The organism is Buttiauxella warmboldiae, assembly GCF_003818135.1.
GTDB lineage: Bacteria > Pseudomonadota > Gammaproteobacteria > Enterobacterales > Enterobacteriaceae > Buttiauxella > Buttiauxella warmboldiae.
In genome coordinates, this window is record NZ_RPOH01000046.1 from 16,486 (window position 1) to 40,681 (window position 24,196).

General features: G+C 53.4%; 24 protein-coding genes. 15 read left to right on the forward strand and 9 right to left on the reverse strand.

Features of this window, described 5'->3' with window-relative positions; all coding sequences use genetic code 11:
- The first annotated feature begins 33 nt into the window (after positions 1 to 33).
- The 3 genes from pldA to rhtC all read left to right on the forward strand — a co-directional run bounded on the left by pldA (position 34) and on the right by rhtC (position 3,450).
- Positions 34 to 903, forward strand: coding sequence for a phospholipase A (gene pldA / locus EHN07_RS12030; protein ID WP_124024376.1), 870 nt, complete (start codon positions 34 to 36; stop codon positions 901 to 903).
- Positions 904 to 932: 29 nt separating this feature from the next.
- Positions 933 to 2,765, forward strand: coding sequence for an ATP-dependent DNA helicase RecQ (recQ, locus tag EHN07_RS12035; protein ID WP_124024377.1), 1,833 nt, complete (start codon positions 933 to 935; stop codon positions 2,763 to 2,765).
- 64 nt (positions 2,766 to 2,829) lie between these two features.
- Positions 2,830 to 3,450, forward strand: a complete 621-nt coding sequence (rhtC, locus tag EHN07_RS12040; protein ID WP_124024378.1) for a threonine export protein RhtC — start codon at positions 2,830 to 2,832, stop codon at positions 3,448 to 3,450.
- 12 nt (positions 3,451 to 3,462) lie between these two features.
- On the opposite strand, the gene rhtB is transcribed toward rhtC, so the two are convergent.
- Positions 3,463 to 4,083, reverse strand: coding sequence for a homoserine/homoserine lactone efflux protein (rhtB, locus tag EHN07_RS12045; RefSeq protein WP_124024379.1), 621 nt, complete (start codon positions 4,081 to 4,083; stop codon positions 3,463 to 3,465).
- Positions 4,084 to 4,161: 78 nt separating this feature from the next.
- On the opposite strand from rhtB, the gene pldB reads away from it, so the two are divergent.
- The 3 genes from pldB (at position 4,162) to EHN07_RS12060 (ending at position 7,003) form a co-directional block, all read left to right on the forward strand.
- A complete protein-coding gene (pldB, locus tag EHN07_RS12050) occupies positions 4,162 to 5,154 on the forward strand; it encodes a lysophospholipase L2 (RefSeq protein ID WP_124024380.1) in 993 nt (330 codons plus the stop codon).
- Positions 5,155 to 5,184: 30 nt separating this feature from the next.
- Complete coding sequence (gene yigL / locus EHN07_RS12055) at positions 5,185 to 5,991, forward strand: sugar/pyridoxal phosphate phosphatase YigL (RefSeq protein WP_124024381.1); 807 nt, start codon at positions 5,185 to 5,187, stop codon at positions 5,989 to 5,991.
- Positions 5,992 to 6,103: 112 nt separating this feature from the next.
- On the forward strand, positions 6,104 to 7,003 hold the full coding sequence (locus tag EHN07_RS12060; RefSeq protein WP_124024382.1) for a carboxylate/amino acid/amine transporter: 900 nt from the start codon (positions 6,104 to 6,106) through the stop codon (positions 7,001 to 7,003).
- Here the strand turns inward: EHN07_RS12060 and metR are convergent.
- Positions 6,891 to 7,844, reverse strand: coding sequence for an HTH-type transcriptional regulator MetR (gene metR, locus EHN07_RS12065; protein ID WP_124024383.1), 954 nt, complete (start codon positions 7,842 to 7,844; stop codon positions 6,891 to 6,893). The genes EHN07_RS12060 and metR overlap by 113 nt on opposite strands.
- A gap of 234 nt (positions 7,845 to 8,078) precedes the next feature.
- Between metR and metE the strand changes: the two genes are divergently transcribed.
- Positions 8,079 to 10,340: a 5-methyltetrahydropteroyltriglutamate--homocysteine S-methyltransferase gene (gene metE / locus EHN07_RS12075; RefSeq protein ID WP_124024385.1), complete on the forward strand. Its 2,262-nt coding sequence runs from the start codon at positions 8,079 to 8,081 to the stop codon at positions 10,338 to 10,340.
- A 41-nt stretch (positions 10,341 to 10,381) separates the two neighbouring features.
- On the opposite strand, the gene EHN07_RS12080 is transcribed toward metE, so the two are convergent.
- Positions 10,382 to 11,209 (reverse strand): dienelactone hydrolase family protein, encoded by an 828-nt coding sequence (locus tag EHN07_RS12080; protein WP_124024386.1) that lies wholly within the window; start codon positions 11,207 to 11,209, stop codon positions 10,382 to 10,384.
- 264 nt (positions 11,210 to 11,473) lie between these two features.
- Here EHN07_RS12080 and udp point away from each other — a divergent pair, with 264 nt between their 5' ends.
- A complete protein-coding gene (gene udp, locus EHN07_RS12085) occupies positions 11,474 to 12,235 on the forward strand; it encodes a uridine phosphorylase (protein WP_124024387.1) in 762 nt (253 codons plus the stop codon).
- Positions 12,236 to 12,270: 35 nt separating this feature from the next.
- Here the strand turns inward: udp and EHN07_RS12090 are convergent, their stop codons facing one another.
- Genes EHN07_RS12090 through EHN07_RS12115 form a run of 6 tightly spaced genes read right to left on the reverse strand, consistent with a single transcriptional unit; the run spans position 12,271 to position 17,745 of the window.
- Positions 12,271 to 13,764, reverse strand: a complete 1,494-nt coding sequence (locus tag EHN07_RS12090) for a tripartite tricarboxylate transporter permease (protein WP_124024388.1) — start codon at positions 13,762 to 13,764, stop codon at positions 12,271 to 12,273.
- 12 nt (positions 13,765 to 13,776) lie between these two features.
- Positions 13,777 to 14,298 carry a tripartite tricarboxylate transporter TctB family protein gene (locus EHN07_RS12095; protein WP_124024389.1) on the reverse strand — a complete coding sequence of 174 codons (522 nt, stop codon included), beginning with the start codon at positions 14,296 to 14,298 and terminating at the stop codon, positions 13,777 to 13,779.
- Positions 14,299 to 14,313: 15 nt separating this feature from the next.
- Positions 14,314 to 15,291 (reverse strand): tripartite tricarboxylate transporter substrate binding protein, encoded by a 978-nt coding sequence (locus tag EHN07_RS12100; RefSeq protein WP_124024390.1) that lies wholly within the window; start codon positions 15,289 to 15,291, stop codon positions 14,314 to 14,316.
- Positions 15,292 to 15,330: 39 nt separating this feature from the next.
- Entirely contained in the window at positions 15,331 to 15,957 is a 627-nt protein-coding gene (locus EHN07_RS12105) for a 2-dehydro-3-deoxy-6-phosphogalactonate aldolase (protein WP_124024391.1), read from the reverse strand.
- Positions 15,947 to 16,954 (reverse strand): 2-dehydro-3-deoxygalactonokinase, encoded by a 1,008-nt coding sequence (locus EHN07_RS12110; RefSeq protein ID WP_124024392.1) that lies wholly within the window; start codon positions 16,952 to 16,954, stop codon positions 15,947 to 15,949. Before EHN07_RS12110 ends, EHN07_RS12105 begins: the two co-directional genes overlap by 11 nt.
- A 29-nt stretch (positions 16,955 to 16,983) precedes the next feature.
- Positions 16,984 to 17,745: an IclR family transcriptional regulator gene (locus EHN07_RS12115; protein ID WP_124024393.1), complete on the reverse strand. Its 762-nt coding sequence runs from the start codon at positions 17,743 to 17,745 to the stop codon at positions 16,984 to 16,986.
- A 216-nt stretch (positions 17,746 to 17,961) separates the two neighbouring features.
- Here EHN07_RS12115 and rmuC point away from each other — a divergent pair, with 216 nt between their 5' ends.
- From rmuC to tatC, 7 genes are all read left to right on the forward strand, one after another.
- Positions 17,962 to 19,395: a DNA recombination protein RmuC gene (gene rmuC / locus EHN07_RS12120; protein ID WP_244202395.1), complete on the forward strand. Its 1,434-nt coding sequence runs from the start codon at positions 17,962 to 17,964 to the stop codon at positions 19,393 to 19,395.
- Between the two features lie 90 nt (positions 19,396 to 19,485).
- A complete protein-coding gene (gene ubiE, locus EHN07_RS12125; RefSeq protein ID WP_124024394.1) occupies positions 19,486 to 20,241 on the forward strand; it encodes a bifunctional demethylmenaquinone methyltransferase/2-methoxy-6-polyprenyl-1,4-benzoquinol methylase UbiE in 756 nt (251 codons plus the stop codon).
- 13 nt (positions 20,242 to 20,254) lie between these two features.
- Positions 20,255 to 20,860, forward strand: coding sequence for a ubiquinone biosynthesis protein UbiJ (ubiJ, locus tag EHN07_RS12130; protein ID WP_124024410.1), 606 nt, complete (start codon positions 20,255 to 20,257; stop codon positions 20,858 to 20,860).
- Positions 20,857 to 22,497 carry a ubiquinone biosynthesis regulatory protein kinase UbiB gene (gene ubiB / locus EHN07_RS12135; RefSeq protein WP_124024395.1) on the forward strand — a complete coding sequence of 547 codons (1,641 nt, stop codon included), beginning with the start codon at positions 20,857 to 20,859 and terminating at the stop codon, positions 22,495 to 22,497. The genes ubiJ and ubiB overlap by 4 nt, the downstream gene beginning before the upstream one ends.
- An 83-nt stretch (positions 22,498 to 22,580) precedes the next feature.
- Positions 22,581 to 22,841, forward strand: a complete 261-nt coding sequence (gene tatA / locus EHN07_RS12140) for a Sec-independent protein translocase subunit TatA (RefSeq protein WP_124024396.1) — start codon at positions 22,581 to 22,583, stop codon at positions 22,839 to 22,841.
- Positions 22,842 to 22,844: 3 nt separating this feature from the next.
- On the forward strand, positions 22,845 to 23,378 hold the full coding sequence (gene tatB / locus EHN07_RS12145) for a Sec-independent protein translocase protein TatB (RefSeq protein ID WP_124024397.1): 534 nt from the start codon (positions 22,845 to 22,847) through the stop codon (positions 23,376 to 23,378).
- Positions 23,379 to 23,380: 2 nt separating this feature from the next.
- The gene (gene tatC / locus EHN07_RS12150; protein WP_124024398.1) at positions 23,381 to 24,166 is read left to right on the forward strand and encodes a Sec-independent protein translocase subunit TatC; all 786 of its coding nucleotides are present in this window, start codon (positions 23,381 to 23,383) and stop codon (positions 24,164 to 24,166) included.
- Positions 24,167 to 24,196 lie beyond the last annotated feature (30 nt).

The window sequence follows — 24,196 nt, forward strand, 5'->3', positions numbered from 1 at the left end:
TTGACCCCTTCTTTGTTCAGGAGAATATTGCCGATGCGCAAGTTTCTGGGATGGTTAGTGGCGGCAACGCTGTTGCCTTTGGCCGCGTACGCACAGGAAGCAACAATTAAAAAAGTGCATGATAAACCCGCGGTGCGCGGCAGTATCATCGCCAATATGCTGCTGGAACATGACAACCCCTTTACGCTGTACCCGTATGAAACCAACTATCTGGTTTATACGGTGACAGATGACCTCAATAAAGAAGCGATCGGCAGCTATAACTGGTCTGATAACGCCAGAAAAGACGAAGTAAAATTCCAGCTTAGCCTCGCGTTTCCCATCTGGCGTGGCATTCTTGGCTCAAACTCGGTATTAGGCGGTTCCTATACCCAGAAATCCTTGTGGCAGCTCTCGAATCGCGGCGAGTCTTCACCATTCCGTGAAACCAACTATGAACCGCAGCTTTTCCTCGGTTTCGCTACCGATGAGTCCTTTGCTGGCTGGACATTGCGCGATGTCGAATTCGGCTATAACCACAACTCCAACGGCCGTTCCGATCCGACCTCCCGCAGCTGGAACCGCCTCTACACACGCCTGATGGCGGAAAACGGTAACTGGCTGGTGGAAGTGAAGCCGTGGTATGTCATCGGTAGCACCGACGATAACCCGGATATCACCAAATACATGGGCTATTACCAGCTGCGCGTCGGCTATGCATTGGGCGATGCCATTCTGAGCATGAAAGGCCAGTACAACTGGAATACCGGCTACGGCGGCGCGGAATTGGGCTTCAGCTACCCGGTGACAAAACACGTGCGCCTGTATACCCAGCTTTATAGCGGTTACGGTGAGTCATTAATTGATTACAACTTTAACCAGACACGCTTTGGCGTCGGCGTTATGCTTAACGATCTGTTTTAAAAATTGGCGGTTTTAGTGGTGGAGAAAGCGTGACACAGGCGGAAGTCATTAATCAGGCGGCGCTGGCCCGGCAGGTTTTGCAAGAGACCTTTGGTTATCAACAGTTCCGTCCGGGCCAGGAAACCATCATCGAAACGGTGCTGGAAGGGCGCGACTGTCTGGTGGTTATGCCGACCGGCGGCGGCAAATCACTGTGCTATCAAATCCCGGCACTGGTGTCTGCTGGGCTAACCGTGGTGGTTTCCCCGCTGATTTCGCTGATGAAAGACCAGGTCGATCAGCTGCTGGCAAACGGCGTTGCGGCGGCCTGTCTTAACTCGACGCAGAGCCGCGAGCAGCAGCAAGAAGTGCTCGCCGGCTGCCGCACCGGAAAAATCCGCCTGCTGTATATCGCGCCTGAACGCTTGATGATGGATAACTTCATCGATCAAATCAGCCACTGGCCTCTGGCGATGGTGGCGGTGGACGAAGCGCACTGCATCTCACAATGGGGCCACGATTTCCGCCCGGAATACGCAGCGCTGGGGCAACTGCGTCAGCGCCTGCCTACGGTGCCGTTTATCGCCCTGACCGCTACGGCTGACGATACCACGCGTGATGATATCGTCCGTCTGTTGGGCCTGCACGACCCGCTGATTCAAATCAGCAGCTTTGACCGCCCGAATATTCGCTACATGCTGATGGAGAAGTTTAAACCTCTCGACCAGCTGATGCGTTATGTGCAGGAGCAGCGTGGAAAATCCGGCATTATCTACTGTAACAGCCGTGCCAAAGTCGAAGACACCGCTGCGCGTCTGCAAAGCAAAGGCATTAGCGCCGGAGCTTATCACGCCGGGCTTGAACATCAGGTGCGTGCGGAGGTGCAGGAAAAATTCCAGCGCGACGATCTGCAAATTGTGGTGGCAACCGTGGCTTTCGGTATGGGTATCAACAAACCCAACGTCCGTTTTGTCGTCCACTTCGACATCCCGCGCAATATCGAATCTTACTATCAGGAAACCGGACGCGCCGGGCGTGACGGTCTGCCTGCGGAAGCGATGCTATTTTACGATCCGGCCGATATGGCGTGGTTGCGTAAATGCCTCGAAGAAAAGCCCGTCGGGCAACTGCAGGATATCGAACGCCACAAGCTGAACGCGATGGGGGCGTTTGCCGAAGCGCAAACCTGCCGCCGCCTGGTGCTGCTGAATTACTTTGGTGAAGGGCGCCAGCAGCCCTGCGGCAACTGCGATATCTGCCTCGATCCGCCGCGGCGTTACGATGGGCTGGTGGACGCGCAAAAAGCGCTCTCCTGTATTTATCGCGTCAACCAGCGCTTTGGCATGGGCTATGTGGTGGAAGTGCTGCGCGGCGCGAATAACCAGCGTATCCGCGAGTTGCAGCATGACAAATTACCGGTTTACGGTATTGGCCGCGACCAGACGCACGAACACTGGGTCAGCGTTATCCGCCAGCTGATTCACCTGGGTGTGGTGACGCAAAACATTGCGCAGCACTCCGCGTTACAACTCACCGCAGCGGCGCGTCCGTTTTTACGTGGCGAAGAGCCGTTAATGCTGGCGGTACCGCGTATCGTGGCGGTCAAATCACGCAGCAGCAGCCAGAAATCATTCGGCGGCAACTACGACCGTAAGCTCTTTGCCAAACTGCGCAAGCTGCGTAAAGCGATTGCCGATGAAGAGAATATTCCGCCATACGTGGTCTTTAACGATGCCACACTGATTGAAATGGCCGAACAAATGCCGATTACGCCGGGTGAAATGCTGGGGGTTAACGGCGTGGGCACGCGCAAGCTGGAACGCTTTGGGCGCGAGTTTATGGCGCTGATTCGCAGCCATGTCGATGGTGAAGATGAAGAGTAGTCACGCCTGCCCGAACGTGGCAGGATAATCGTTCACTGAATACTTTTCGCGCGAGTTATTTCCTATGTTGATGCTGTTTCTCACGGTGGCGCTGGTGCACCTTGTTGCACTGTTAAGCCCCGGCCCGGATTTTTTCTTTGTCTCTCAGACCGCTGTCAGCCGCTCCCGCAAAGAGGCGATGATGGGCGTGTTGGGAATTACCATGGGCGTGATGATTTGGTCAGGCGTGGCGTTACTGGGCTTGCACCTGATCCTGGAAAAAATGGCGTGGCTGCACAACATCATCATGGTTGGCGGTGGGTTGTATCTGTGCTGGATGGGCTATCAGATGCTGCGCGGCGCATTGAGAAAAGAAAAGCCTTCAGAGCAGGCACCGAATGTTGAGCTGGCGCGTAGCGGCCGCAGCTTTATGAAAGGCCTGTTGACGAACCTTGCGAACCCGAAAGCGATTATCTATTTCGGCAGCGTGTTCTCGCTGTTTGTGGGCGATAACGTGGGGAGCGCTGAGCGTTGGGGGCTGTTTGTTTTAATCTCTCTGGAAACGCTGGCCTGGTTTACCGTGGTTGCCAGCCTGTTCGCCCTGCCGCAAATGCGCCGGGGCTACCAGCGCCTTGCGAAGTGGATTGATGGCATTGCCGGCGCATTGTTTGCCGGATTCGGCATCCACCTGATTATTTCCCGCTAACTTCCACAAGCATCACGCCTGGCGCGCTCCGGCAAGGAGTGCGCCAACCAGCATAAACAGTGAGCCAAATACGCGGTTCAACGCTTTCATCTGACGTGGCCCTTTAATCCAGCCAGCAATGCGGGTTGCAAGCGTCGCATAGCCAATCATCACGATAATATCAACGACCACGGTAGTGACGCCGAGCACCAGATACTGCGCCGCCTGTGGCTGATGCGGTGCGATAAACTGTGGAAAAAGCGCGGCCAGAAACACGATGCTTTTCGGGTTGGTGAGATTGACAAAAATCGCCCGCCTGAACAGGCGGCTGCGTGGCTGGCTGACTGCCAGCGTATTTAAATCAATCGCCCCTGCGGCACGCCATTGTTGAATGCCGAGCCAGATAAGATAAGCCGCACCGGCCCATTTCAGGATTTCAAATGCCAGCAGCGAACGCGAGAATAAGGCTCCGAGGCCGATGCCAACCAGGACAATATGAATCGCCAGCCCGGTTTGTAGCCCGGCAATGGAAGCGGCTGCTCCGCGATAGCCGTGGCTAATCGCGGTCGTCATGGTATTAATCGCCCCGGAGCCCGGCGAAAGACTCAGAATTATTGTGGTCAGAAGATAGGTTAACCACCACTCAACGCTCATGTGAAATTCCCTGATCGAACACTTTTATGCCACAATACGCTATTGTTGATGAGCGTGCTACGAATCACAAAAAGCGATATGACTGCGCATAAAAATGGATGGTCAAACAGGGAAAACTCTTTTGCTGCTTTCACGACGGGTCCATTGGTGGATTTCTGGCGTCAGCGCGAAGAGTGTCAATTTTCAGGCGTCGACGCAGTGCCGATACGCTATGTACGGTTTCGCGCGCAGGAGCATGACCGGGTGGTTGTGGTCTGCCCCGGGCGTGTCGAAAGCTACGTCAAATATGCTGAACTGGCTTATGACCTCTTTCACTGTGGCTTCGACGTGTTAATTATCGACCATCGCGGGCAGGGGCGCTCCGGCCGGTTGCTTTCAGACTCCCACCGTGGCCATGTTGCGAGGTTTAGCGACTATGTCGAGGATTTTGACCGCTTTTACCAACATGAAGTCGCAAATGGACCGTGGAAAAAACGCTATGCGTTAGCGCATTCTATGGGCGGCGCTATCATTACGCTGTGGCTGGAAAAAAATTCATCCTCCTTTGATGCGGTTGCGCTTTGTGCGCCGATGTTTGGTATTGCCCTGCGCTGGCCTGACTGGATGGTGCGCCATATTCTGGACTGGGCTGAAAGTCATCAACGTTTGCGTGAAGGATATGCAATCGGAACAGGCCGCTGGCGCGCATTGCCATTTGGCGTTAATGTCCTGACTCATAGCCGTGAACGTTACCGCCGTAACCTGCGTTTTTATGCTGATGAGCCAGCATTGCAGATGGGGGGGCCAACCAATCACTGGGTAAGAGAAGGGATACTCGCAGGAGAACAGGTTTTAGCAGGAGCCACTGCTATCACAACGCCGATTTTTATCCTGCAGGCAGAAGACGAACGGGTGGTTGATAACCGCGCGCATCATCAATTCTGCGATATTCGAGCCGCGGCGGGCCACCCTTGTGAGGGGGAAAAACCTCACGTCATCAAAGGTGCGTATCATGAGATCCTGTTTGAAAAGGACGATATGCGGGCCGAAGCGCTGGATGCCATTATTACGTTTTTTGCCAGGCATCAATAACCCGTTTTTACACCAGAGGTTTCCAATCCTATGTACCATGTTGTTGCGTCTGACTTAGATGGCACCTTGCTGTCCCCCGATCACCTTCTTTCTCCCTATGCTAAAGAAACGCTAAAACTGCTTACCGCCGAGGGGGTTAATTTCGTCTTTGCCACCGGCCGTCACCATATCGATGTGGGTCAAATCCGCGATAACCTCGAAATCAAAGCCTATATGATCACCTCTAACGGCGCGCGCGTGCATGATACCGACGGCAATCTGGTGTTCAGCCACGATCTTGACCACGACATTGCCCAGGATTTGTTTGGCATGATGCATGCCAATCAAGATATCGTGACCAACGTCTATCGCGGCGACCAGTGGTTTATGAACCGCCATCGTCCTGAAGAGATGAAGTATTTTAAAGAAGCGGTATTTAACTACAGCCTGTTTGAGCCAGGCCTGCTGGAAGCCGATGGCGTCAGCAAAGTGTTCTTTACCTGCGACTCCCACGAAAAATTGCTGCCGCTGGAGCAGGCGTTACTCGCCCGCTGGGGCGACCGCGTCAACGTGAGCTTCTCAACGCTGACCTGCCTGGAAGTGATGGCGGGCGGGGTGTCAAAGGGCCACGCCCTGGAAGCGGTATCCAAAGCGATGGGCTATGGTCTGAAAGACTGCATCTCCTTTGGTGACGGGATGAACGACGCTGAAATGCTGAGTATGGCGGGTAAAGGCTGCATTATGGGGAACGCCCACCAGCGCCTGAAAGATTTGCTGCCTGAGCTGGAGGTGATTGGCACTAACGCTGACGACGCCGTTCCGCACTATCTGCGGAAAATGTTCCTCGGGAAAGATTAGTTTGCGCCTATCGAGTGGTGGTTTAGCCACCACTCGTCAACCAAATAAACCCACTCCGGCAAACCATCTTCGCTACAATAAGGCATAAATTGCCTGCTGTAGAGACTTCATCGTGCCGTTACTGATCATCACCACTATTCTGTGGGCCTTTTCATTTAGCCTGATTGGCGAATACCTTGCCGGGCATGTCGACAGCTATTTTTCCGTGCTGATGCGCGTCGGGCTTGCGGCTCTGGTATTCTTGCCGTTCCTGCGTTTCAAGGGCTACAGCAGCAAAACCCTGCTGTTGTATATGCTGGTGGGCGCGTTACAACTCGGCGTGATGTACCTGTTTAGCTTCCAGGCTTATCTCTACCTCACCGTCTCCGAATTCCTGCTGTTCACCGTAATGACGCCGCTGTATGTCACTTTGATTTATGACTTGTTGAGTGGCAATAAGCTGCGTTGGGGCTATGCGCTGAGCGCCGGGCTGGCGGTGATTGGCGCGGCGATTATTCGCTACGACAAAGTCAGCGATCATTTCTGGATCGGTCTGCTACTGGTGCAGGCGGCAAATATCTGTTTTGCCATTGGTATGGTGGGGTACAAACGCCTGATGGAAACCCGCCCGATGCCGCAGAAATGTGCCTTTTCCTGGTTCTATCTCGGCGCGGCAGTGGTTGCGGTGAGCGCCTGGTTTATGCTGGGTAATCCGCAGAAACTGCCCACCACCCACCTGCAATGGGGCATTCTGGTATGGCTTGGCGTGGTGGCTTCCGGGCTGGGCTACTTTATGTGGAACTACGGCGCCACCCAGGTGGATGCGGGCACGCTCGGCATTATGAACAATGTGCATGTTCCGGCGGGGCTGCTGGTTAACCTTGCCATCTGGCAAGAGCAGCCCCACTGGCCGAGTTTCATCATTGGTGGGACGGTGATAATGGCCTCGTTATGGGTGCATCGCCATTGGGTCGCTCCGCGTTCCGCACAAACGGCAGATGCTCGCAGGCGTGTGAACGCGTCGAGCGAATAAACGCTTCGGTCACCGGCTGACGCTGCTCGCCATCGCGCACGGCGGCGTACAGCCGGCTCCACAATCCTTCACCCAGCGTTTTAGTCACCACCAGGCCCTGGCGCTCAACGTTTTCCACCACCCAGTGTGGGAGTGCGGCAATTCCCATGCGCGCCGACACCATCTGAATCAGCAACAGCGTGTTATCCACGCTTTTCAACAACGGGCTAACGCCCGCCGGCTGCAGGAAATGGCGCCAGATATCCAGGCGGCTTCGCTGCACCGGGTAAATCAATAGCGTCTCGTGGCTCAAATCTTCCGGTTCAATTCGCGTTTTATTGGCTAACGGGTGATCCGTTGCCAGCACCAGGCGCACTTCATAATCAAACATCGGGGAATAGTGCAGACCGCTGCGTGGCAGAATGTCCGATGTCAGAACGATATCCAGCTCGCTTTGCTGGAGCGCGGGCTGCGGGTCAAACGTTACCCCAGATTTGAAATCCAGATCCACCTGCGGCCAGGTTTTGTGGAAATTCTCCAGCGCCGGGGCCAGCCACTGAATACAGCTATGGCATTCAATCGCGATACGAAGCGTGGTCTGATGCGGTTCATTGCACGCCTGAAGCGCGCGGCTGATTTGCGGCAAAACTTGTTCCGCCAGCTGCAGCAGCACTTCGCCCTGAGGCGTGAAGCGCAGCGGCTGACTTTTACGGACAAACAGGCGGAACCCAAGCCGCTGCTCCAGATCGCTGAACTGATGGGAGAGAGCCGACTGGGTTTGATGCAATGCGGCGGCGGCGGCGGCTAAAGAGCCGCAATTTCGTAACGCCTGTAGCGTCCGCAGATGTTTGATCTCGATCATGAAAGTCCTTCACTTCAGCATGAACAAATTGCGCTTGAGGAATATACAGTACCTGCACATTATGGCGGTGTAAACATCCAGACGTCTAAAGTTTGTCGTCTTTCGAGCCGCAAGGGTGTTGGCTGCACTCACGAATCCGAATCACTTACTGACGTAAGCTCATCGGGATTCGCTCCCTGGCCGCCAACTTGCAACTCGAAATCCATAGAATTTGAATTATAAAGAGGCAGAAAAATGACTATTAAAAATCATACCCTCGGTTTCCCTCGTGTTGGCCTGCGTCGCGAACTGAAAAAAGCACAAGAAAGTTACTGGGCGGGCAATTCCACTCAGGAAGAATTACTGGCGGTGGGTCGCGAACTGCGTGCACGCCACTGGGAGCAACAAAAACAGGCTGGCGTTGAATTACTGCCAGTGGGCGATTTCGCCTGGTACGATCACGTTCTGACCACCAGCTTGCTGCTTGGCAATGTGCCGGCTCGTCATCAGAACGCGGACGGCAGCGTCGATATTGATACCCTGTTCCGCCTGGGCCGTGGGCGAGCGCCAGGTGGTTCGCCCGCTGCTGCCGCTGAAATGACCAAATGGTTTAACACCAACTACCACTATATGGTGCCGGAATTCACTCAAGGCCAGCAGTTCAAACTGACCTGGACCCAGCTGCTGGATGAAGTGGACGAGGCGCTGTCGCTCGGCCACAACGTGAAGCCCGTGCTGCTTGGCCCGGTGACTTATCTGTGGCTGGGTAAAGTGAAAGGTGAGCAGTTCGACCGTCTGAGCTTGCTAAAAGACATTCTGCCAGTTTACCAACAGGTTCTGGCAGAGCTGGCAAAACGCGGTATCGAATGGGTGCAAATCGACGAACCTGCACTGGTGCTGGAGCTACCGCAAGAATGGCTGGATGCGTTTAAACCGGCTTACGACGCGCTGGCAGGCAACGTTAAGCTGCTGCTGACCACCTATTTTGAAGGCGTGACGCCAAATCTGAATACCATCACGGCGCTACCGGTGCAGGGGCTGCACGTCGACTTAGTGCATGGCAAAGATGATATCAACGTGCTGCATCAGCAACTGCCAGAAAACTGGTTGCTGTCGGCGGGGGTGATTAATGGCCGTAACGTCTGGCGTGCCGATCTGACTGAAAAATATGCGCAGCTCAAAGAGCTGGTGGGCAAACGCGAGCTGTGGGTCGCCTCTTCCTGCTCCCTGCTGCACAGCCCAATCGACCTGAGTGTGGAAACGCGTCTCGATGCGGAAGTGAAGAGCTGGTTTGCCTTCGCCCTGCAAAAATGTGCTGAGCTGTCGCTGCTGACTGAAGCTTTGAATAGCGGTAATACAGAGAAACTGGTGGAATGGAGTGCGCCGATTCAGGCGCGCCGTCACTCACAGCGCGTGCATAACGCTGCCGTCGAACAGCGCCTGGCGACCATTAGCGCGCAGGACAGCCAGCGCCGGAGTGATTATGCCACTCGTGCCGTGGCACAGCGCCAGCGTTTTAGCCTGCCAGCGTGGCCGACGACCACCATCGGTTCGTTCCCACAAACCACAGAAATCCGTGGCCTGCGCCTGGACTTCAAAAAAGGTAACCTGGATGCTAACAGCTACCGCACCGGTATCGCAGAACACATCAAACAGGCGATTGCCGAGCAGGAGCGTTTAGGTCTGGATGTCCTGGTGCACGGTGAGGCCGAGCGTAACGACATGGTGGAGTATTTCGGCGAACACCTTGATGGTTTTGTGTTTACGCAGAACGGTTGGGTGCAGAGCTACGGCTCGCGCTGCGTGAAACCACCGGTGGTCATCGGCGACATCAGCCGTCCGAAAGCCATTACCGTAGAATGGGCGAAGTACGCGCAATCGCTGACCGTTAAACCAGTAAAAGGCATGCTGACTGGCCCGGTAACGATCCTTTGCTGGTCATTCCCACGTGAAGATGTGAGCCGTGAAACCATCGCTAAGCAGATTGCGCTGGCGCTGCGTGATGAAGTGGCCGATCTCGAGGCCGCAGGTATCGGCATCATTCAGATCGACGAGCCGGCACTGCGCGAAGGTTTACCGCTGCGCCAGTCCGACTGGCAGGCGTACCTGGAGTGGGGTGTGGAAGCCTTCCGCCTGAACGCTGCCGTGGTGCGCGACGAGACGCAAATTCACACTCATATGTGTTACTGCGAATTCAATGACATCATGGATTCCATTGCCGCACTGGATGCCGATGTGATCACTATCGAAACCTCGCGCTCTGATATGGATCTGCTGGAATCGTTTAAGGAGTTTGAGTATCCAAACGAAATCGGACCGGGCGTGTATGACATTCACTCGCCGAACGTACCGAGCGTGGAATGGATTGAAACGCTGTTGAAGAAAGCCGCAGAGTCTGTTCCGGTCGAGCGCCTGTGGGTGAACCCGGACTGCGGCCTGAAAACCCGCGGCTGGCCTGAAACCCGTCTGGCTCTGGCAAACATGGTAAAGGCCGCTCAGAACCTGCGTAACGCTTAATAAGTTGAAGGTGGGGGTATCTCCCCCACTGATTCACGGCATTATCTCTTTGCACCATAACGCTCAAACCAGCGCAGCATTCGCAGCCAGCCATCTTTCGCAGACTCTTCATGGTAACTCGGCCGATAGTCGGCATTAAAAGCATGACCCGCATCCGGGTAGACGATGATTTCCGCATTGGCATTGGCCGCGCGTAAAGCCTGGCGCATGGTTTCCACCGTATCTTGTGGAATGCCGCTATCTTGCCCGCCGTACAGCCCCAGCACTGGCGCGTTCAGGTTGATGGCGGTATCAACGGGATGATGGGGTGAATTAAGCGATTTCTCCCCCACCAGTTTTCCATACCAGGCCACAGCCGCTTTTAGCTGAGGATTATGTGCGGCGTACAGCCACGCAATCCGTCCTCCCCAGCAAAAACCTGTGACCATCAGGCGATGCGCATCGCCACCGTTTCTGGCTGCCCAGTTGGCGACATGGTCCAGATCTGCAAGCACCTGCGCGTCGGGAACCTTAGCGACCAGCCCGCTGAATAACGTCTGAATATCAGAAAAATCATTCGGGTCACCCTGCCGGAAATAGAGCTCTGGCGCGATTGCCAGATACCCTTCCAGGGCCAGCCGACGGCAAACATCGCGAATGTGCTCATGCACGCCAAAAATTTCCTGCACTACGATGACAACGGGCAAGGCTCCTTCAGCCTCTTGTGGCCTGGCGTGATAAGCGGGCATATTTTCGCCCTGCGTGGGGATCGACGTTTCCCCTGCCAGAATGCCGTCGTCCGGGGTATGCAATACGGTTGAAGCAAGAGGGGCGGCCGCAGGTGCAAAATGCCCGTCCGGTCCTTTATTTGTCGCTTGTGGTTCTTTCATTGGCATTCTCCTTCCAGAATTAGCGCAGTGCGATAACTATAGCTTTTCCCCGTCATTCTTCGAGCGGCAGGGCTTGCGCTCACGCTCGTTTCTCTACCTGAATCAGCAACGCCTGATTTTTAAGTGTGATGCTCATCACTATATAAATTGAAAATAATGTAACTTGTTTCATTCAAAGTGAAATTCATCACGAAATTCTGCGTGGGGGTTCTGTACAGTACCGCTATGCAATGCAAGCCAACCTATTAAACAGAGGAGTCTGTTATGTCCAAGTCTGATGTTTTTCACCTCGGCCTTACTAAAAGCGACCTGCAGGGGGCAACACTTGCCATCGTCCCGGGCGACCCTGAGCGAGTTGAAAAGATCGCTGTACTGATGGACAAGCCGGTTAAATTGGCTGCCCACCGTGAATTTACGACCTGGCGTGCTGAGTTAGACGGCAAGCCGGTTATCGTCTGCTCTACCGGTATCGGTGGCCCTTCTACCTCTATTACGGTGGAAGAGCTGGCGCAGCTGGGTATTCGTACCTTCCTGCGTATCGGGACTACCGGCGCCATTCAGCCGCATATCAACGTGGGTGATGTGCTGGTGACCACCGCTTCAGTGCGTCTTGATGGTGCCAGCCTGCATTTCGCACCAATGGAATTCCCTGCGGTCGCTGATTTTGCCTGTACTACCGCTCTGGTTGAAGCCGCGAAATCTATCGGCGCAACCACGCACATTGGCGTGACCGCATCTTCCGACACCTTCTATCCAGGCCAGGAGCGTTACGACACCTTCTCAGGCCGCGTGGTAAACCGCTATAAAGGATCTATGGAAGAGTGGCAGCAGATGGGCGTGATGAACTATGAGATGGAATCCGCCACTCTTCTGACCATGTGCGCAAGCCAGGGTCTGCGTGCCGGTATGGTTGCAGGCGTGATTGTGAACCGTACCCAGCAAGAAATTCCGAACGCGGAAACCATGAAAAAAACCGAAAGCCACGCGGTGAAAATCGTGGTGGAAGCCGCTCGTCGCCTGATCTAGTTTTAGTACAACGCCCTCAATGGAGGGCGTTATATTTAACGCTGGCGCCGGATTATTAAAAGTTTACGAATGACTGGCGTCAACAACGTGACGGTAGCCAGTGATAAGAGCGCCAGAGTAATTGGCCTGGTATACAGGAAGTCCAGCGAGCCACCGGATAGGGACATCGCGCGACGGAAATTACTCTCCGCCATTGGCCCCATTATCAGTGCCAGCACGACTGGCGATGCCGGGTAACCTCCTTTTTGCATAAAGTAGCCTACCACCCCTGCGATCAGCATAATCCCAACGTCAAACAGGCTGTTATTGAGCGCATAAGTGCCTACTACACATAGCGCAAGAATCAGTGGCGTCAGGATGTTATTAGGGATTTTCACCACGTTAGTGACAACTTTTAGCGATAGCAAGCCCAGTATTAGCAACATGATGTAGCAAAAAATCATGCCAACAAACAGGGTATAGACCATATCTCCGTGCTCAGAGAACATCAGTGGTCCCGGCTGCATCCCCTGTAACGTTAATGCCCCCAGCATAATTGCTGTTACTGCATCTCCTGGGATCCCGAGCGTCAGCATCGGTAGCAGGGCCCCGCCAGTACAACCATTGGCTCCTGCCTCACATGACGCTACCGCTTTGATCTCCCCTTTACCGAACGTTTCTGGGGTTTTACTAAAGCGTCGGGTTTCGTTATAGGCGACAAAGGCGGCGATATCCGCACCTGCTCCCGGTACCATACCGATAAATACCCCAAGGCCAGAGGATCGCAAAATAGTGCCAACCAGGTTACGCATGACTTTCCAGGGGATCAGCAGGCTACCAATGGCTACTTTCGTTCCCCGACGAATGGCCTGATTTTGCTCCATGGATCGAAAAGCTTCCGAGGCGGCAAATAGCCCAATCATCACCGGAATAAATGGCACGTTCATTAGCTCGACAAAGCCGCCGGTAAAGCGTGGAAAACCACCCATCGGATCCAGCCCGATGGTGGCGACTAGCAGCCCACCAACGCCAGCGATTAACCCTTTTATCAGTGACTCGCCGGAAATGCTGGCGATAATGCTCAGGCCAAAAATTGCCAGGGCAAAGGATTCCGAAGCGCTAAATTTCAGCGCCCAGCCGGCCAGTACCGGAGAAAGGAACATCAGTACAATAATACTGATAGTACCGCCGCTAAAGGAGGAGAAGGTCGCAGTGCTGAGCGCCAATCCTGCCTTACCCTGTTTTGTCATCTCATAGCCGTCAATGGCGGTCGCGGCGGCGGCTGGTGTTCCGGGAATTTTCAGCAAAATCGCGGTGATTGAGCCGCCGTACACGCCACCAAAAAAGACACCGCAAATCATCAGCAGGCCGGAAACCGGATCCATGCCATAAGTGAACGGCAGCAGAATTGCTACGCCCATCGTGGCGGTGAGGCCTGGAAGAGCGCCAATCAGAATCCCTAACATCACGCCGAGTGAGGCAAAAATTAATGCCTGCGGGTGAGAGAGCAGAGATGATATCCCCTGCATCAGGAGTTCGCTTTCAAACATGACGGCCTCCGGTTATTCGAAAAGTGAGCCAACGGGTAGCGGCACCTGCAAAACCTGAACGAACAGCAGCCACAGCACGATGGTTAGCAAAATAGCCATCAGCGGCGTCAATAGCCTGTGTATATATCCCATCAGCACCATGATGCTTGCCAGGAACAATGGGGTCGCGATCAGATAACCCAGATAACCCATTAATACGATGTAGACGGCTGTCAGTATGATTCCTGTGGCGGTACGTCCATAGCCCGGGTGAATGTTGTCAGCGCTCTCCTGTTCCTGTGATGAGTTACGTTGTTGACCGGGAGTGTATTCCCGCACAACCAGAAGTAATGCCAGTACGATCAGTAATCCTGCATAAAAGATGGGAAATGCACCTGCGCCGATGTCTGTTTCGATAGCGGTAGATGGAAAGCTGGCGGCGTTAATCATCACGCCGACAGCCACCGCACAAAGCAGCAACGCGACAACCTTTGCGGCTCTCAGTCGTTGTCGACGAGGCACGGCTAAGGATGCTGTATTCTCTTTTGTCGCCATAACCGTACCCCTCGTTTACTTCTTCAGGCCAAGGTGAGTTAGCAGCTCTTTAAAATAGATCTCCTGCTCGGTAATTTGAGTCTGGAAGCTGGCGCTATCCAACCAGGCATAGTTGAGATTGAGCTTGTTCAATGCATCCTGGAAGGCTGGCTCTTGCGCCGTTTCTTTAGCGGCTTTGCTTAATACATCGACAATATCCTGCGGTGTTTTTTGTGGCACGAACAGCCCGCGCCAGGTGCCGATGGAGAGCGTGACTCCCTGCTCTTTCAGCGTCGGTACTTCAGGCATGCTCTTCACTCGTTCATCTGCCATTACCGCCAGAGTTTTCAGTTTGCCACCCTTGACGTGGTTGATGACTTCACCTGGGCTGACGGAAACTGCCTCAATATGCCCTCCCAGCAGACCCGTTACGGCTGGCGCGGCTCCGTCGTAGGGTACGTGCGTAAATTTACTGCCAGTTTTATCTTCGAGTGCGGCGGCGGCGAGGTGCCAGATGGCGCCAGTGCCAGAATTACCGATACGAACTTTATTGGGGTTGGCTTTGGCATAGTCCAGAAACTCCTGCAGGGTGTTCCACGGAGCGTCTGCGCGTACTGTTATCGCCGAGGGGTCGGCATTAAGCCGGGCAATAGGCTTAAAATCACTGGTCTTAAAGCGCACCATCCCAAGGCTCGGGAGCGTTGTCAGTTCAACAGTGCCGAGACCAATTTTGTAGCCGTTTGGTCGGGCGGTAGCGATTTCGCTAAATCCAATGGCACCGCTACCTCCGGGTTTGTTAATTACGCCGATGCTGACGGGCAGATGAGTTTTTGCTGCATCTGCAAAGGAACGGGCAACCAGATCGGTCCCGCCACCTGCGGCATACGGCACGATGAGATCGATCTGCTTTGTGGGGTAAGTGGCAGCTTGTACCGCTGATGTGGTTGTAAAGAGCGTTCCCGTTAACAGAATCAGTGCAGCCATTTTTATCGTCGGTTTCAGAGGTATTAGCATTGGCTTTTATATCCTTAATGTTTGTTATAAGGGGTAGCGTTATGAGCGGCGATGTCGCCAGGAATGCATAAATTTTATCGCTTGTTCAGATACTTCCTCCCCAGACATTCCGGAACGATAAAGCGCAGAGCCCAGGCCAAAGCCGCTAGCGCCGTGATCCAGATAAACCTGCATATTATCCGGAGTGATACCGCCAACGGGCAGCATGGCAATCTCTGTAGGGATCACCGCACGCCAGGCTTTGGTAATTGATGGTGTAATCAGTTCCGCTGGAAACAGTTTGATGGCGTCAGCCCCTAAATGAATGGCGGCAAAAGCCTCGGTGGGTGTAGCGACGCCCGGAGTACAAACCATCCCCTGCGTTTTGGCATGATGAATAACTTTTGGGTCTGCATGGGGCATGACAATCAATTGCCCTCCCGCCTCTTTGACTGCATCAATCTGGGCTACGCTCAGCACGGTACCGGCGCCAATCAGGCAATCAGCAGGCAGCGCGCGGCGCATTAGGGTGATGCTTTCTAATGGATCGGGTGAATTTAGCGGTACTTCAATTAAACGAAAACCCACAGCGTAGAGCCGTTCACCAATGGCGATGGCCTCCTGCGGTTTTAGCCCGCGCAGAATGGCAATCATGCCTGTTTCTTTCAATAATCGATTAAATTGCATGAAAAATTTTCCCGGTGTCGGTAGTGAATAGTCCTGCCACTTTAGCTATCTGCCACAGGCCATTCTCGGTAGCATATTTAATCAGATGCAGTGGTCTGGCGGAAAAGTAGTGGTTAAAGGCTCGCTGATATCGATCGCACAATGCATCGTTGCCGATCAGCGCTATCGGCATATCGGGTCGCGCGGCGTCGAGAAGCAATTTCCCCAGCCCGCACATCTCATGACCGATAATAAGTCCGGATAAATAGTCTGCCTGTTGTGTTTGCGGCAACTGCCCGGTTAAAAAACGGGTACGCGTAGAGAAAATTGTCGACAGCAGCCCCGCGCTGTGTCGGCTACGGGCGACCTCCAGCCCCTCAAGGAAGGCTGGCCACTGCGGCTCTTCAGCAGGCACCATTGATGCGCCAAGAATGGTATGGTGGATCAGTGCATCAAATAGCTCGCCGGTCATAAAAGTGTGGAAATGACTCAGCATGTTCCGGTGGACGATTGCCCATTTCGAATGGGTGCCAGGTAAACCAATTAATATCGGTTCGCCCGCTTCGTTAGCCTGCTGTAGGACTTTATTCGCGGCCAGGGCACCGAAAATCTGCGTCTCTTCTCCACGCATCACTTCCGGCATGTTCCCGTTTTTGACGACGCCGGGAATGATGTTCAACATCCGCTGCTTGCCCAGGTCAATTTGCAGCAGCTGGCTTGCGAGTTGCGGTAGCGAAACCGGGCAAGGAGCGTAGGGAGCTTCGCGCCATCCCTGGGCGCTTCCGACCATGCCGCAGGCAATCACCGGGCATGGTGGTGATGCAGTCAGCCAGTCGGCGCAGACTTTATTCAGCGTTTCACGAAAGGCAGTATCACGATCGACTCCCGCGTTGGGCAATTTCATGATACCCCATGGGAACTCGCGTTTTTCACCGGGAGTTGACGACCCATCGAAGCGCCATGCCCGCAGTGATGAGGTACCCCAGTCCAGTGCAATCAATGATAAATCCCGTGGCATAAGCGTTTCCGTCCGACAGTGCGTTAAGGTCAGGCTGGGGCGTGTTCAGTCCAGCCGAGTTCAGTTGAAATTTCGCTGGCGCATGCTTTTACGTAAGGCACCAGCTCTTCCATGCGTTCATAAGACATATAAGTTGAAGTGCTTGCCACCGAGATAGCGGCGACAATGGCGTGACTTGCATCGTAAACCGGAGCAGCCACGCAGCGGATGGTGGGTTCGTTTTCTTCCAGATCGAATGCATAGCCTCCGGTAGCGTAGCGGCGCATTTTGCTCATAAAATCCTCCAACTTTATGGCATCGGTACATTTGCAAAACAGCTCTTCCCACTGCGCTTCACCACGATCGAGTAACAAAGCTTTACCGATACCGGTGAGAGGAAGCGGCATGCGATGCCCCGGGCGGGAACGCATTTCCAGTCCGCGCTGGCTGTTGATTTTGATCAGATACAAGACCTCTTCCCCTTCGCAAATTCCAAGGTGTACCGTGTCCTGGGTATAGTGGGCCAATCGTTGTAATACTGGCTGCGCTCTTGCATACAGCGAAGTGCTATCGAGCGCTTTTGCTCCCAGCTCGATCAGTTTTGATCCCAGCACGTAGCCCTGCTCGGGCAGATAACGCAAATAACGTTGTTCAACCAGCGCCGAAGCCAGTCGGTGCGTAGTACTGCGTGCGGTTCCCGTATAAGCACCAATGCTTTTCAAGTCGTGGCAACCATTCATCACCGCGTCGATAACGGTAAGCCCACGGATCAGTGTTTGTACGCCAGTGGTGTTTGGAGCGTTTTCGTTCATAAGTTAACCCTGTTCATGTAAATAAAGTGTTTCATAATTGTGTGGTAAAAACGGTGAGATAATGCACAAATCCCATAATATAAACATTATCCCTATATATGGGATTTGTGTTGATTAAACTACTTGCGAAGTAGCCCGATGAAAACCTTTCAAACTGGACATTTATACAGCAAGGTTCTATTTTGCTGAGGTTTGGCATGGCTTGTGGGAGTGACGGTGGATATTTCTATTTTATTCGGGACGGGTATTGCGCTGGTTGGGGTGCTGACTGGCTGGCTGCTGGCAAGTTTGCGGGCAGCGCAGCGGCAGTCCGCGCTGCATGAAGAACAGCGAGAAATCTACGGCGAACTGGCTGCCGCGCGGCAGGAGTTACAGCAACACCAGCACTGGAAAGAAGAGTGCGAGCAGCTCAATCGCGAATTGCGCACGCAGCTGGAAATCAACAGCGCGCAGGAAGCGGATATTCGTGAACTTTCCACCTTGCTGGAGCAGACTCGTCTGCACGCTGATGATAAGCATCGCCAGATGCTTAACAGCGAGCAGCGCCTGAGCGAGCAGTTTGAAAATCTTGCCAACCGAATCTTTGAACAAAGTGGTCGCAGGGTCGAGGAGCAAAATCGCCAGAGTTTGAATGGATTATTGTCGCCATTGCGCGAACAGCTGGATGGTTTTCGTCGTCAGGTTCAGGAGAGTTTTGGCCAGGAAGCGCGCGAGCGGCATACGCTGACACATGAAATTCGTAATCTTCAGCAGCTCAATGCGCAAATGGCGCAGGAGGCGCTAAACCTCACTAAGGCGCTGAAAGGCGATAATAAAACGCAGGGTAACTGGGGCGAGGTGGTGCTGACGCGCGTGCTGGAAGCCTCTGGTTTGCGTGAAGGCTATGAGTACCAAACCCAGGTTAATATCCAACTCGAAAATAACAGCCGTATGCAGCCCGACGTCATCGTGCGCTTACCACAGGGCAAAGACGTGGTTATCGACGCCAAAATGACGCTGGTGGCCTATGAGCGTTATTACAACGGCGAAGATGACTTAACTCGTGAAGCCGCCCTTAATGAACATATTGCCGCCGTGCGCAACCACATCCGGATGCTGGGTCGTAAAGATTATCAGCAGTTGCCGGGGCTACGATCGCTTGATTATGTGCTGATGTTTATCCCGGTTGAACCCGCGTTTTTACTGGCCATTGACCGCCAGCCTGAGCTGATTAGCGAAGCCCTGAAAAATAACATCATGCTGGTTAGCCCCACCACATTGCTGGTGGCGTTAAGAACGGTGGCCAATTTATGGCGTTACGAGCACCAGAGCCGGAACGCGCAACAAATTGCCGAACGCGCCAGCCGACTGTATGACAAAATGCGCCTCTTTGTTGATGATATGTCGGCTATCGGCCAAAGCCTGGATAAAGCGCAGGATAACTACCGTCAGGCGATGAAAAAACTCTCTACCGGGTGCGGGAATATTCTGCTCCAGGCCGATGCGTTTCGTGGCCTGGGCGTGGAGGTTAAACGTGAGATTAATCCAGATTTGGTTGAACAAGCCAGGTTTGACGACGGCGAGAATACCGTGCACCACCAGACTGAATTAGATAAAGAAAACCTCACTGACAGCAGTTTAGCTAACCGGCATAGCCTGGGTGAACGTTAAGCCCGGGCTAAGCGCGCGGCTTGAAGCATAGGGCTTTAGGCCCCATTCTGTTACACTTCATGAACATTTTTTGGATAAGCAGGCATTGAGATGGTTGAAGAATCCCAGGAAACAACACACTTTGGTTTTCGCACGGTAGCGAAAGAGCAAAAGGCCGATATGGTCGCGAATGTGTTCCACTCTGTGGCCGCAAAATACGACGTCATGAATGACCTGATGTCATTCGGCATCCATCGCATCTGGAAGCGCTTCACCATTGATTGCAGCGGTGTTCGTCGTGGTCAGCGCGTGCTTGATTTGGCTGGGGGCACCGGTGATTTAACCGCGAAATTCTCCCGTCTGGTCGGCGAAACAGGCGAAGTGGTTCTGGCCGATATCAACGACTCGATGCTGAAAATGGGGCGTGAAAAACTGCGCAACATCGGGGTGGTGGGCAATGTGAACTATGTTCAGGCTAACGCCGAAGCGCTGCCCTTCCCGGATAACTTCTTTGACTGCATCACTATCTCTTTCGGGCTGCGTAATGTGACAGATAAAGAGAAAGCGCTGCGTTCTATGTACCGCGTCTTAAAGCCGGGCGGCCGCCTGCTGGTGCTGGAGTTCTCCAAACCGATTATTGAACCACTGAGCAAAGCCTACGACGCATATTCATTCCATATTCTGCCGCGTATCGGTGAAATCGTGGCGCAAGACGCTGAAAGCTATCGCTACCTGGCGGAGTCGATTCGTATGCACCCGGATCAAGATACCCTGAAAGTGATGATGGAAGACGCAGGCTTTGAAAACACAACTTACTTCAATCTGACCGCAGGCGTCGTTGCCCTGCACCGTGGCTATAAATTCTGACGGGGGGCTGGTGATGCCTTTTACACCGCTGATGACTGCCGGCATTGAAAGCGTCCTCAATACTTTTCTCTGGCGCGACCGGGGATTAAAAGCGGCACGCCAGCGCTTAGTGGGCAAGGTGTTGCGCGTCGAGCTAAAAGAGTTCTCTTCCCCTATCGTGCTGGTGTTTAGCGAACAGCAAATTGATGTGCTGGGCCAGTGGGAAGGTGAAGCTGATTGTGTGGTGAAAACCGCGCTTAGCGCCTTACCAAAGCTGCGTGACCGGCAGCAACTTACGGCGCTGATCCGCAGCGGCGAGCTGGAAGTGGAGGGCGATCTTCAGGTGGTCCAGAATTGGGTTTCCCTGATGGATCTTGCTGAATTCGATCCAGCAGAGCTGTTGGCCCCCTATATCGGAGACATTGCCGCGGAAGGTATCGGCAAGGCTATCCGCGGCGGCAGTAAATTCTGGCAAAAAAGATTTACCCGCCACCAACAATATCTTTCAGAAGTGATGACTGAAGAGTGGAAGATAGCTCCGGGGTCGCTGGAAGTTGCATGGTTTGCCGAGGAAACGGCAGCAGTCGAACGTCAGGTCGAGGCACTGGTTGCACGGCTGGAAAAACTGGAGAACAAATGACGCCTGGAGAAATTCGCCGCCTCTATTTCATTATTCGCACCTTCCTGAGTTACGGTCTGGATGAGCTGATCCCACGAATCCGCATTACGCTGCCGTTACGTATCTGGCGGCGTATGCTTTTCTGGATGCCAAACCGCCATAAAGACAAGCTCCTCGGTGAACGTTTACGCCTGGCGTTACAGGAGCTGGGGCCGGTGTGGATTAAATTTGGGCAGATGCTTTCTACGCGTCGTGATTTGTTCCCGCCACAGATCGCCGATCAGCTTGCGATGCTACAAGACCGCGTGGCGCCGTTTGATGGGGCGCTGGCAAAAAAACAGATCGAACAAGCCATGGGTAGCCTTCCTGTTGAAGCGTGGTTTGATGATTTTGATATTATCCCGCTCGCATCAGCTTCTATTGCCCAGGTGCATACCGCTCGTCTGAAAGAGAACGGCCGCGAAGTGGTTATCAAAGTCATTCGCCCGGATATTCTGCCGATAATCAAAGCGGATATGAAACTCATCTATCGTCTTGCGCGATGGGTGCCGCGACTGCTGCCTGATGGCCGCCGTTTGCGTCCGCTGGAGGTGGTGCGTGAATACGAAAAGACCCTGATTGATGAGCTGAACCTGCTGCGTGAGTCTGCAAACGCTATTCAGCTGCGCCGTAATTTTGAAGACAGCCCAATGCTTTATGTCCCGGAAGTTTTCTCTGACTACTGCAGCCAGGAGATGATGGTGATGGAGCGCATCTACGGTATTCCGGTTTCTGATATTGCGAGGCTTAAAGAGCAGGGCACTAATATGAAACTGTTGGCAGAGCGCGGCGTGCAGGTCTTTTTCACCCAGGTCTTCCGCGACAGTTTCTTCCATGCTGATATGCATCCCGGTAACATTTTTGTCAGTTTCGATCACCCCGAAGACCCGCAGTATATCGGGATCGACTGCGGTATCGTCGGCTCGCTTAATAAAGAAGATAAGCGCTATCTCGCAGAAAACTTTATCGCCTTCTTTAACCGTGATTATCGCAAGGTGGCGGAGCTGCATGTGGACTCGGGCTGGGTGCCGCCGGACACCAATGTTGAAGATTTTGAGTTCGCCATTCGCACCGTTTGCGAACCTATTTTTGAGAAGCCGCTGGCAGAAATCTCCTTTGGCCATGTGCTGCTCAACCTGTTTAACACCGCGCGACGCTTTAATATGGAAGTGCAGCCACAGTTAGTGCTGCTGCAAAAGACGCTGCTCTACGTTGAAGGCCTGGGAAGACAGCTTTATCCCCAGCTGGATTTATGGAAAACTGCCAAACCTTTCCTGGAAGACTGGATCAAAGATCAGATCGGCATCCCCGCGCTGATCCGCTCTTTTAAAGAAAAAGCGCCGTTCTGGATAGAAAAAATGCCCGAGCTGCCGGAACTGATGTACGACAGTTTGCGCCAGGGTAAGCAATTGCAACATAGTGTTGATAATATAATGCGCGATTTGCAACGTAATCAGGTGCGCCAGGGGCAATCACGCTACCTGTTCGGCATTGGCGCAACGTTGATGTTAAGTGGCACTCTGCTCTTGATTAATAAGCCTGAATGGGAATTTATGCCCGCATGGCTGATGGCCGGAGGCATCGTCAGCTGGCTGATTGGCTGGCGGCGCTCAGCCTGAGCTGTTTTTCATCGTTTTTAACCGACAACGTGCGGTACAATACGGACCGTTATCTATTCATCACTGTGATTTGAGGCAACATTATGGGTGGTATCAGTATTTGGCAATTGTTGATCATTGCTGTGATCGTCGTTCTGCTTTTCGGCACCAAAAAGCTGGGTTCTATCGGTTCTGATTTAGGCGCATCCATCAAAGGCTTTAAAAAAGCCATGAGCGACGATGAAGACAAAGAGAAAGATAAATCCATTCAGGATGCTGATTTTACAGCGAAAACGCTGGCAGATAAGCAACCTTCTGAGGTAAAGAAAGACGAAGCAAAGAGCAACGATAAAGAGCAGGTGTAAACCGTGTTCGATATTGGTTTCAGTGAGCTGCTGCTGGTATTCGTGATTGGCCTGATTGTGCTTGGGCCACAGCGTTTACCCGTGGCCGTTAAAACGGTTGTCGGCTGGGTGCGCGCGCTGCGTTCGCTGGCGGCAACCGTACAAAATGAACTGGTTCAGGAGCTGAAAATCCAGGAGCTGCAGGACAGCCTGAAAAAGGTTGAAAAAGCGAGCATGGATAGCCTCACTCCGGAGCTGAAGGCATCAATGGATGAGCTGCGCCAGGCCGCTGAATCTATGAAGCGCTCGTATACTGCTGAGCCTGAAAAGGCGAGTGACGAGGCTCATACTATCCATAACCCGCTTCTCAAAGAGGACGAGGACAGCCACGACGGCGTGACGCCAGCAGCGGCCGCCCATCAGGCCAGTGCGCCTGAGAAAGCGCCTGAAACTGCCACAGCGGAGAGTGCTGATGCACTCATTGCGCCACAGGCTAAACCCGTAGCACCGCCAGCCGCCGCTCCCGCCTCTTCTCAACCTTCGAGTGATAAACCATAAACATGGCCGTTGAAGATACCCAACCGCTTATCAGCCATCTGATAGAGCTGCGCAAGCGACTGTTAAATAGCATTATCGCTGTGCTGGTGATTTTTCTGGCACTGGTTTACTTCGCCAATGACATCTATCAAATCGTCTCAGCGCCGCTGATTAAGCAAATGCCGATTGGGTCAACGATGATTGCGACCGATGTCGCATCGCCGTTTTTTGCCCCTATTAAGCTGACAATTTATGTCGCCGTGTTCTTATCCGCCCCGGTGATCCTTTACCAAATCTGGGCGTTTATCGCGCCTGCGCTGTATAAGCACGAGCGCAAACTGGTCATGCCGCTGCTGTTCTCCAGCACCCTGCTGTTTTATATCGGTATCGCTTTTGCTTATTTCGTTGTCTTCCCGCTGGCGTTCGGTTTCTTAACCAAAACCGCGCCGGCTGGCGTCATCGTGTCGACCGATATCACGAAATATCTCGATTTTGTGATGGCCTTATTTATGGCGTTCGGAGTGGCTTTTGAAGTGCCCGTTGCCATTATTTTGCTGTGCTGGATGGGGGTGACTTCGCCTGATGCGCTGAAGAAAAAGCGCCCGTATATTCTGGTCGGCGCGTTCGTGGTGGGGATGTTGCTTACGCCACCGGATGTGTTCTCGCAAACACTGCTGGCGATTCCGATGTACTGCCTGTTTGAAGTAGGGATTTTCTTCTCTCGTTTCTATGTCGGTAAAGGGCGTAGAAGAGGTGAGGAAGAAGACCCGGAAGAAGCACCAGAAGCAGAAGACAATCGCTCTAAGTAAGAGTCATAATTTCAGGCCGCCCATCAGGGC

Bases quoted from the DNA above. Each gene is read 5' to 3' on its own strand.
- metR (WP_124024383.1), bottom strand. From the start codon at position 7,844: ATGATCGAGATCAAACATCTGCGGACGCTACAGGCGTTACGAAATTGC.
- EHN07_RS12110 (WP_124024392.1), bottom strand. From the start codon at position 16,954: ATGCCACGGGATTTATCATTGATTGCACTGGACTGGGGTACCTCATCA.
- ubiB (WP_124024395.1), top strand. From the start codon at position 20,857: ATGACGCCTGGAGAAATTCGCCGCCTCTATTTCATTATTCGCACCTTC.
- pldA (WP_124024376.1), top strand. From the start codon at position 34: ATGCGCAAGTTTCTGGGATGGTTAGTGGCGGCAACGCTGTTGCCTTTG.
- tatA (WP_124024396.1), top strand. From the start codon at position 22,581: ATGGGTGGTATCAGTATTTGGCAATTGTTGATCATTGCTGTGATCGTC.
- EHN07_RS12115 (WP_124024393.1), bottom strand. From the start codon at position 17,745: ATGAACGAAAACGCTCCAAACACCACTGGCGTACAAACACTGATCCGT.
- EHN07_RS12100 (WP_124024390.1), bottom strand. From the start codon at position 15,291: ATGCTAATACCTCTGAAACCGACGATAAAAATGGCTGCACTGATTCTG.
- ubiE (WP_124024394.1), top strand. From the start codon at position 19,486: ATGGTTGAAGAATCCCAGGAAACAACACACTTTGGTTTTCGCACGGTA.
- EHN07_RS12080 (WP_124024386.1), bottom strand. From the start codon at position 11,209: ATGAAAGAACCACAAGCGACAAATAAAGGACCGGACGGGCATTTTGCA.
- EHN07_RS12095 (WP_124024389.1), bottom strand. From the start codon at position 14,298: ATGGCGACAAAAGAGAATACAGCATCCTTAGCCGTGCCTCGTCGACAA.
- rhtC (WP_124024378.1), top strand. From the start codon at position 2,830: ATGTTGATGCTGTTTCTCACGGTGGCGCTGGTGCACCTTGTTGCACTG.
- ubiJ (WP_124024410.1), top strand. From the start codon at position 20,255: ATGCCTTTTACACCGCTGATGACTGCCGGCATTGAAAGCGTCCTCAAT.
- tatC (WP_124024398.1), top strand. From the start codon at position 23,381: ATGGCCGTTGAAGATACCCAACCGCTTATCAGCCATCTGATAGAGCTG.
- metE (WP_124024385.1), top strand. From the start codon at position 8,079: ATGACTATTAAAAATCATACCCTCGGTTTCCCTCGTGTTGGCCTGCGT.
- EHN07_RS12090 (WP_124024388.1), bottom strand. From the start codon at position 13,764: ATGTTTGAAAGCGAACTCCTGATGCAGGGGATATCATCTCTGCTCTCT.
- rhtB (WP_124024379.1), bottom strand. From the start codon at position 4,083: ATGAGCGTTGAGTGGTGGTTAACCTATCTTCTGACCACAATAATTCTG.
- EHN07_RS12105 (WP_124024391.1), bottom strand. From the start codon at position 15,957: ATGCAATTTAATCGATTATTGAAAGAAACAGGCATGATTGCCATTCTG.
- yigL (WP_124024381.1), top strand. From the start codon at position 5,185: ATGTACCATGTTGTTGCGTCTGACTTAGATGGCACCTTGCTGTCCCCC.
- udp (WP_124024387.1), top strand. From the start codon at position 11,474: ATGTCCAAGTCTGATGTTTTTCACCTCGGCCTTACTAAAAGCGACCTG.
- pldB (WP_124024380.1), top strand. From the start codon at position 4,162: ATGACTGCGCATAAAAATGGATGGTCAAACAGGGAAAACTCTTTTGCT.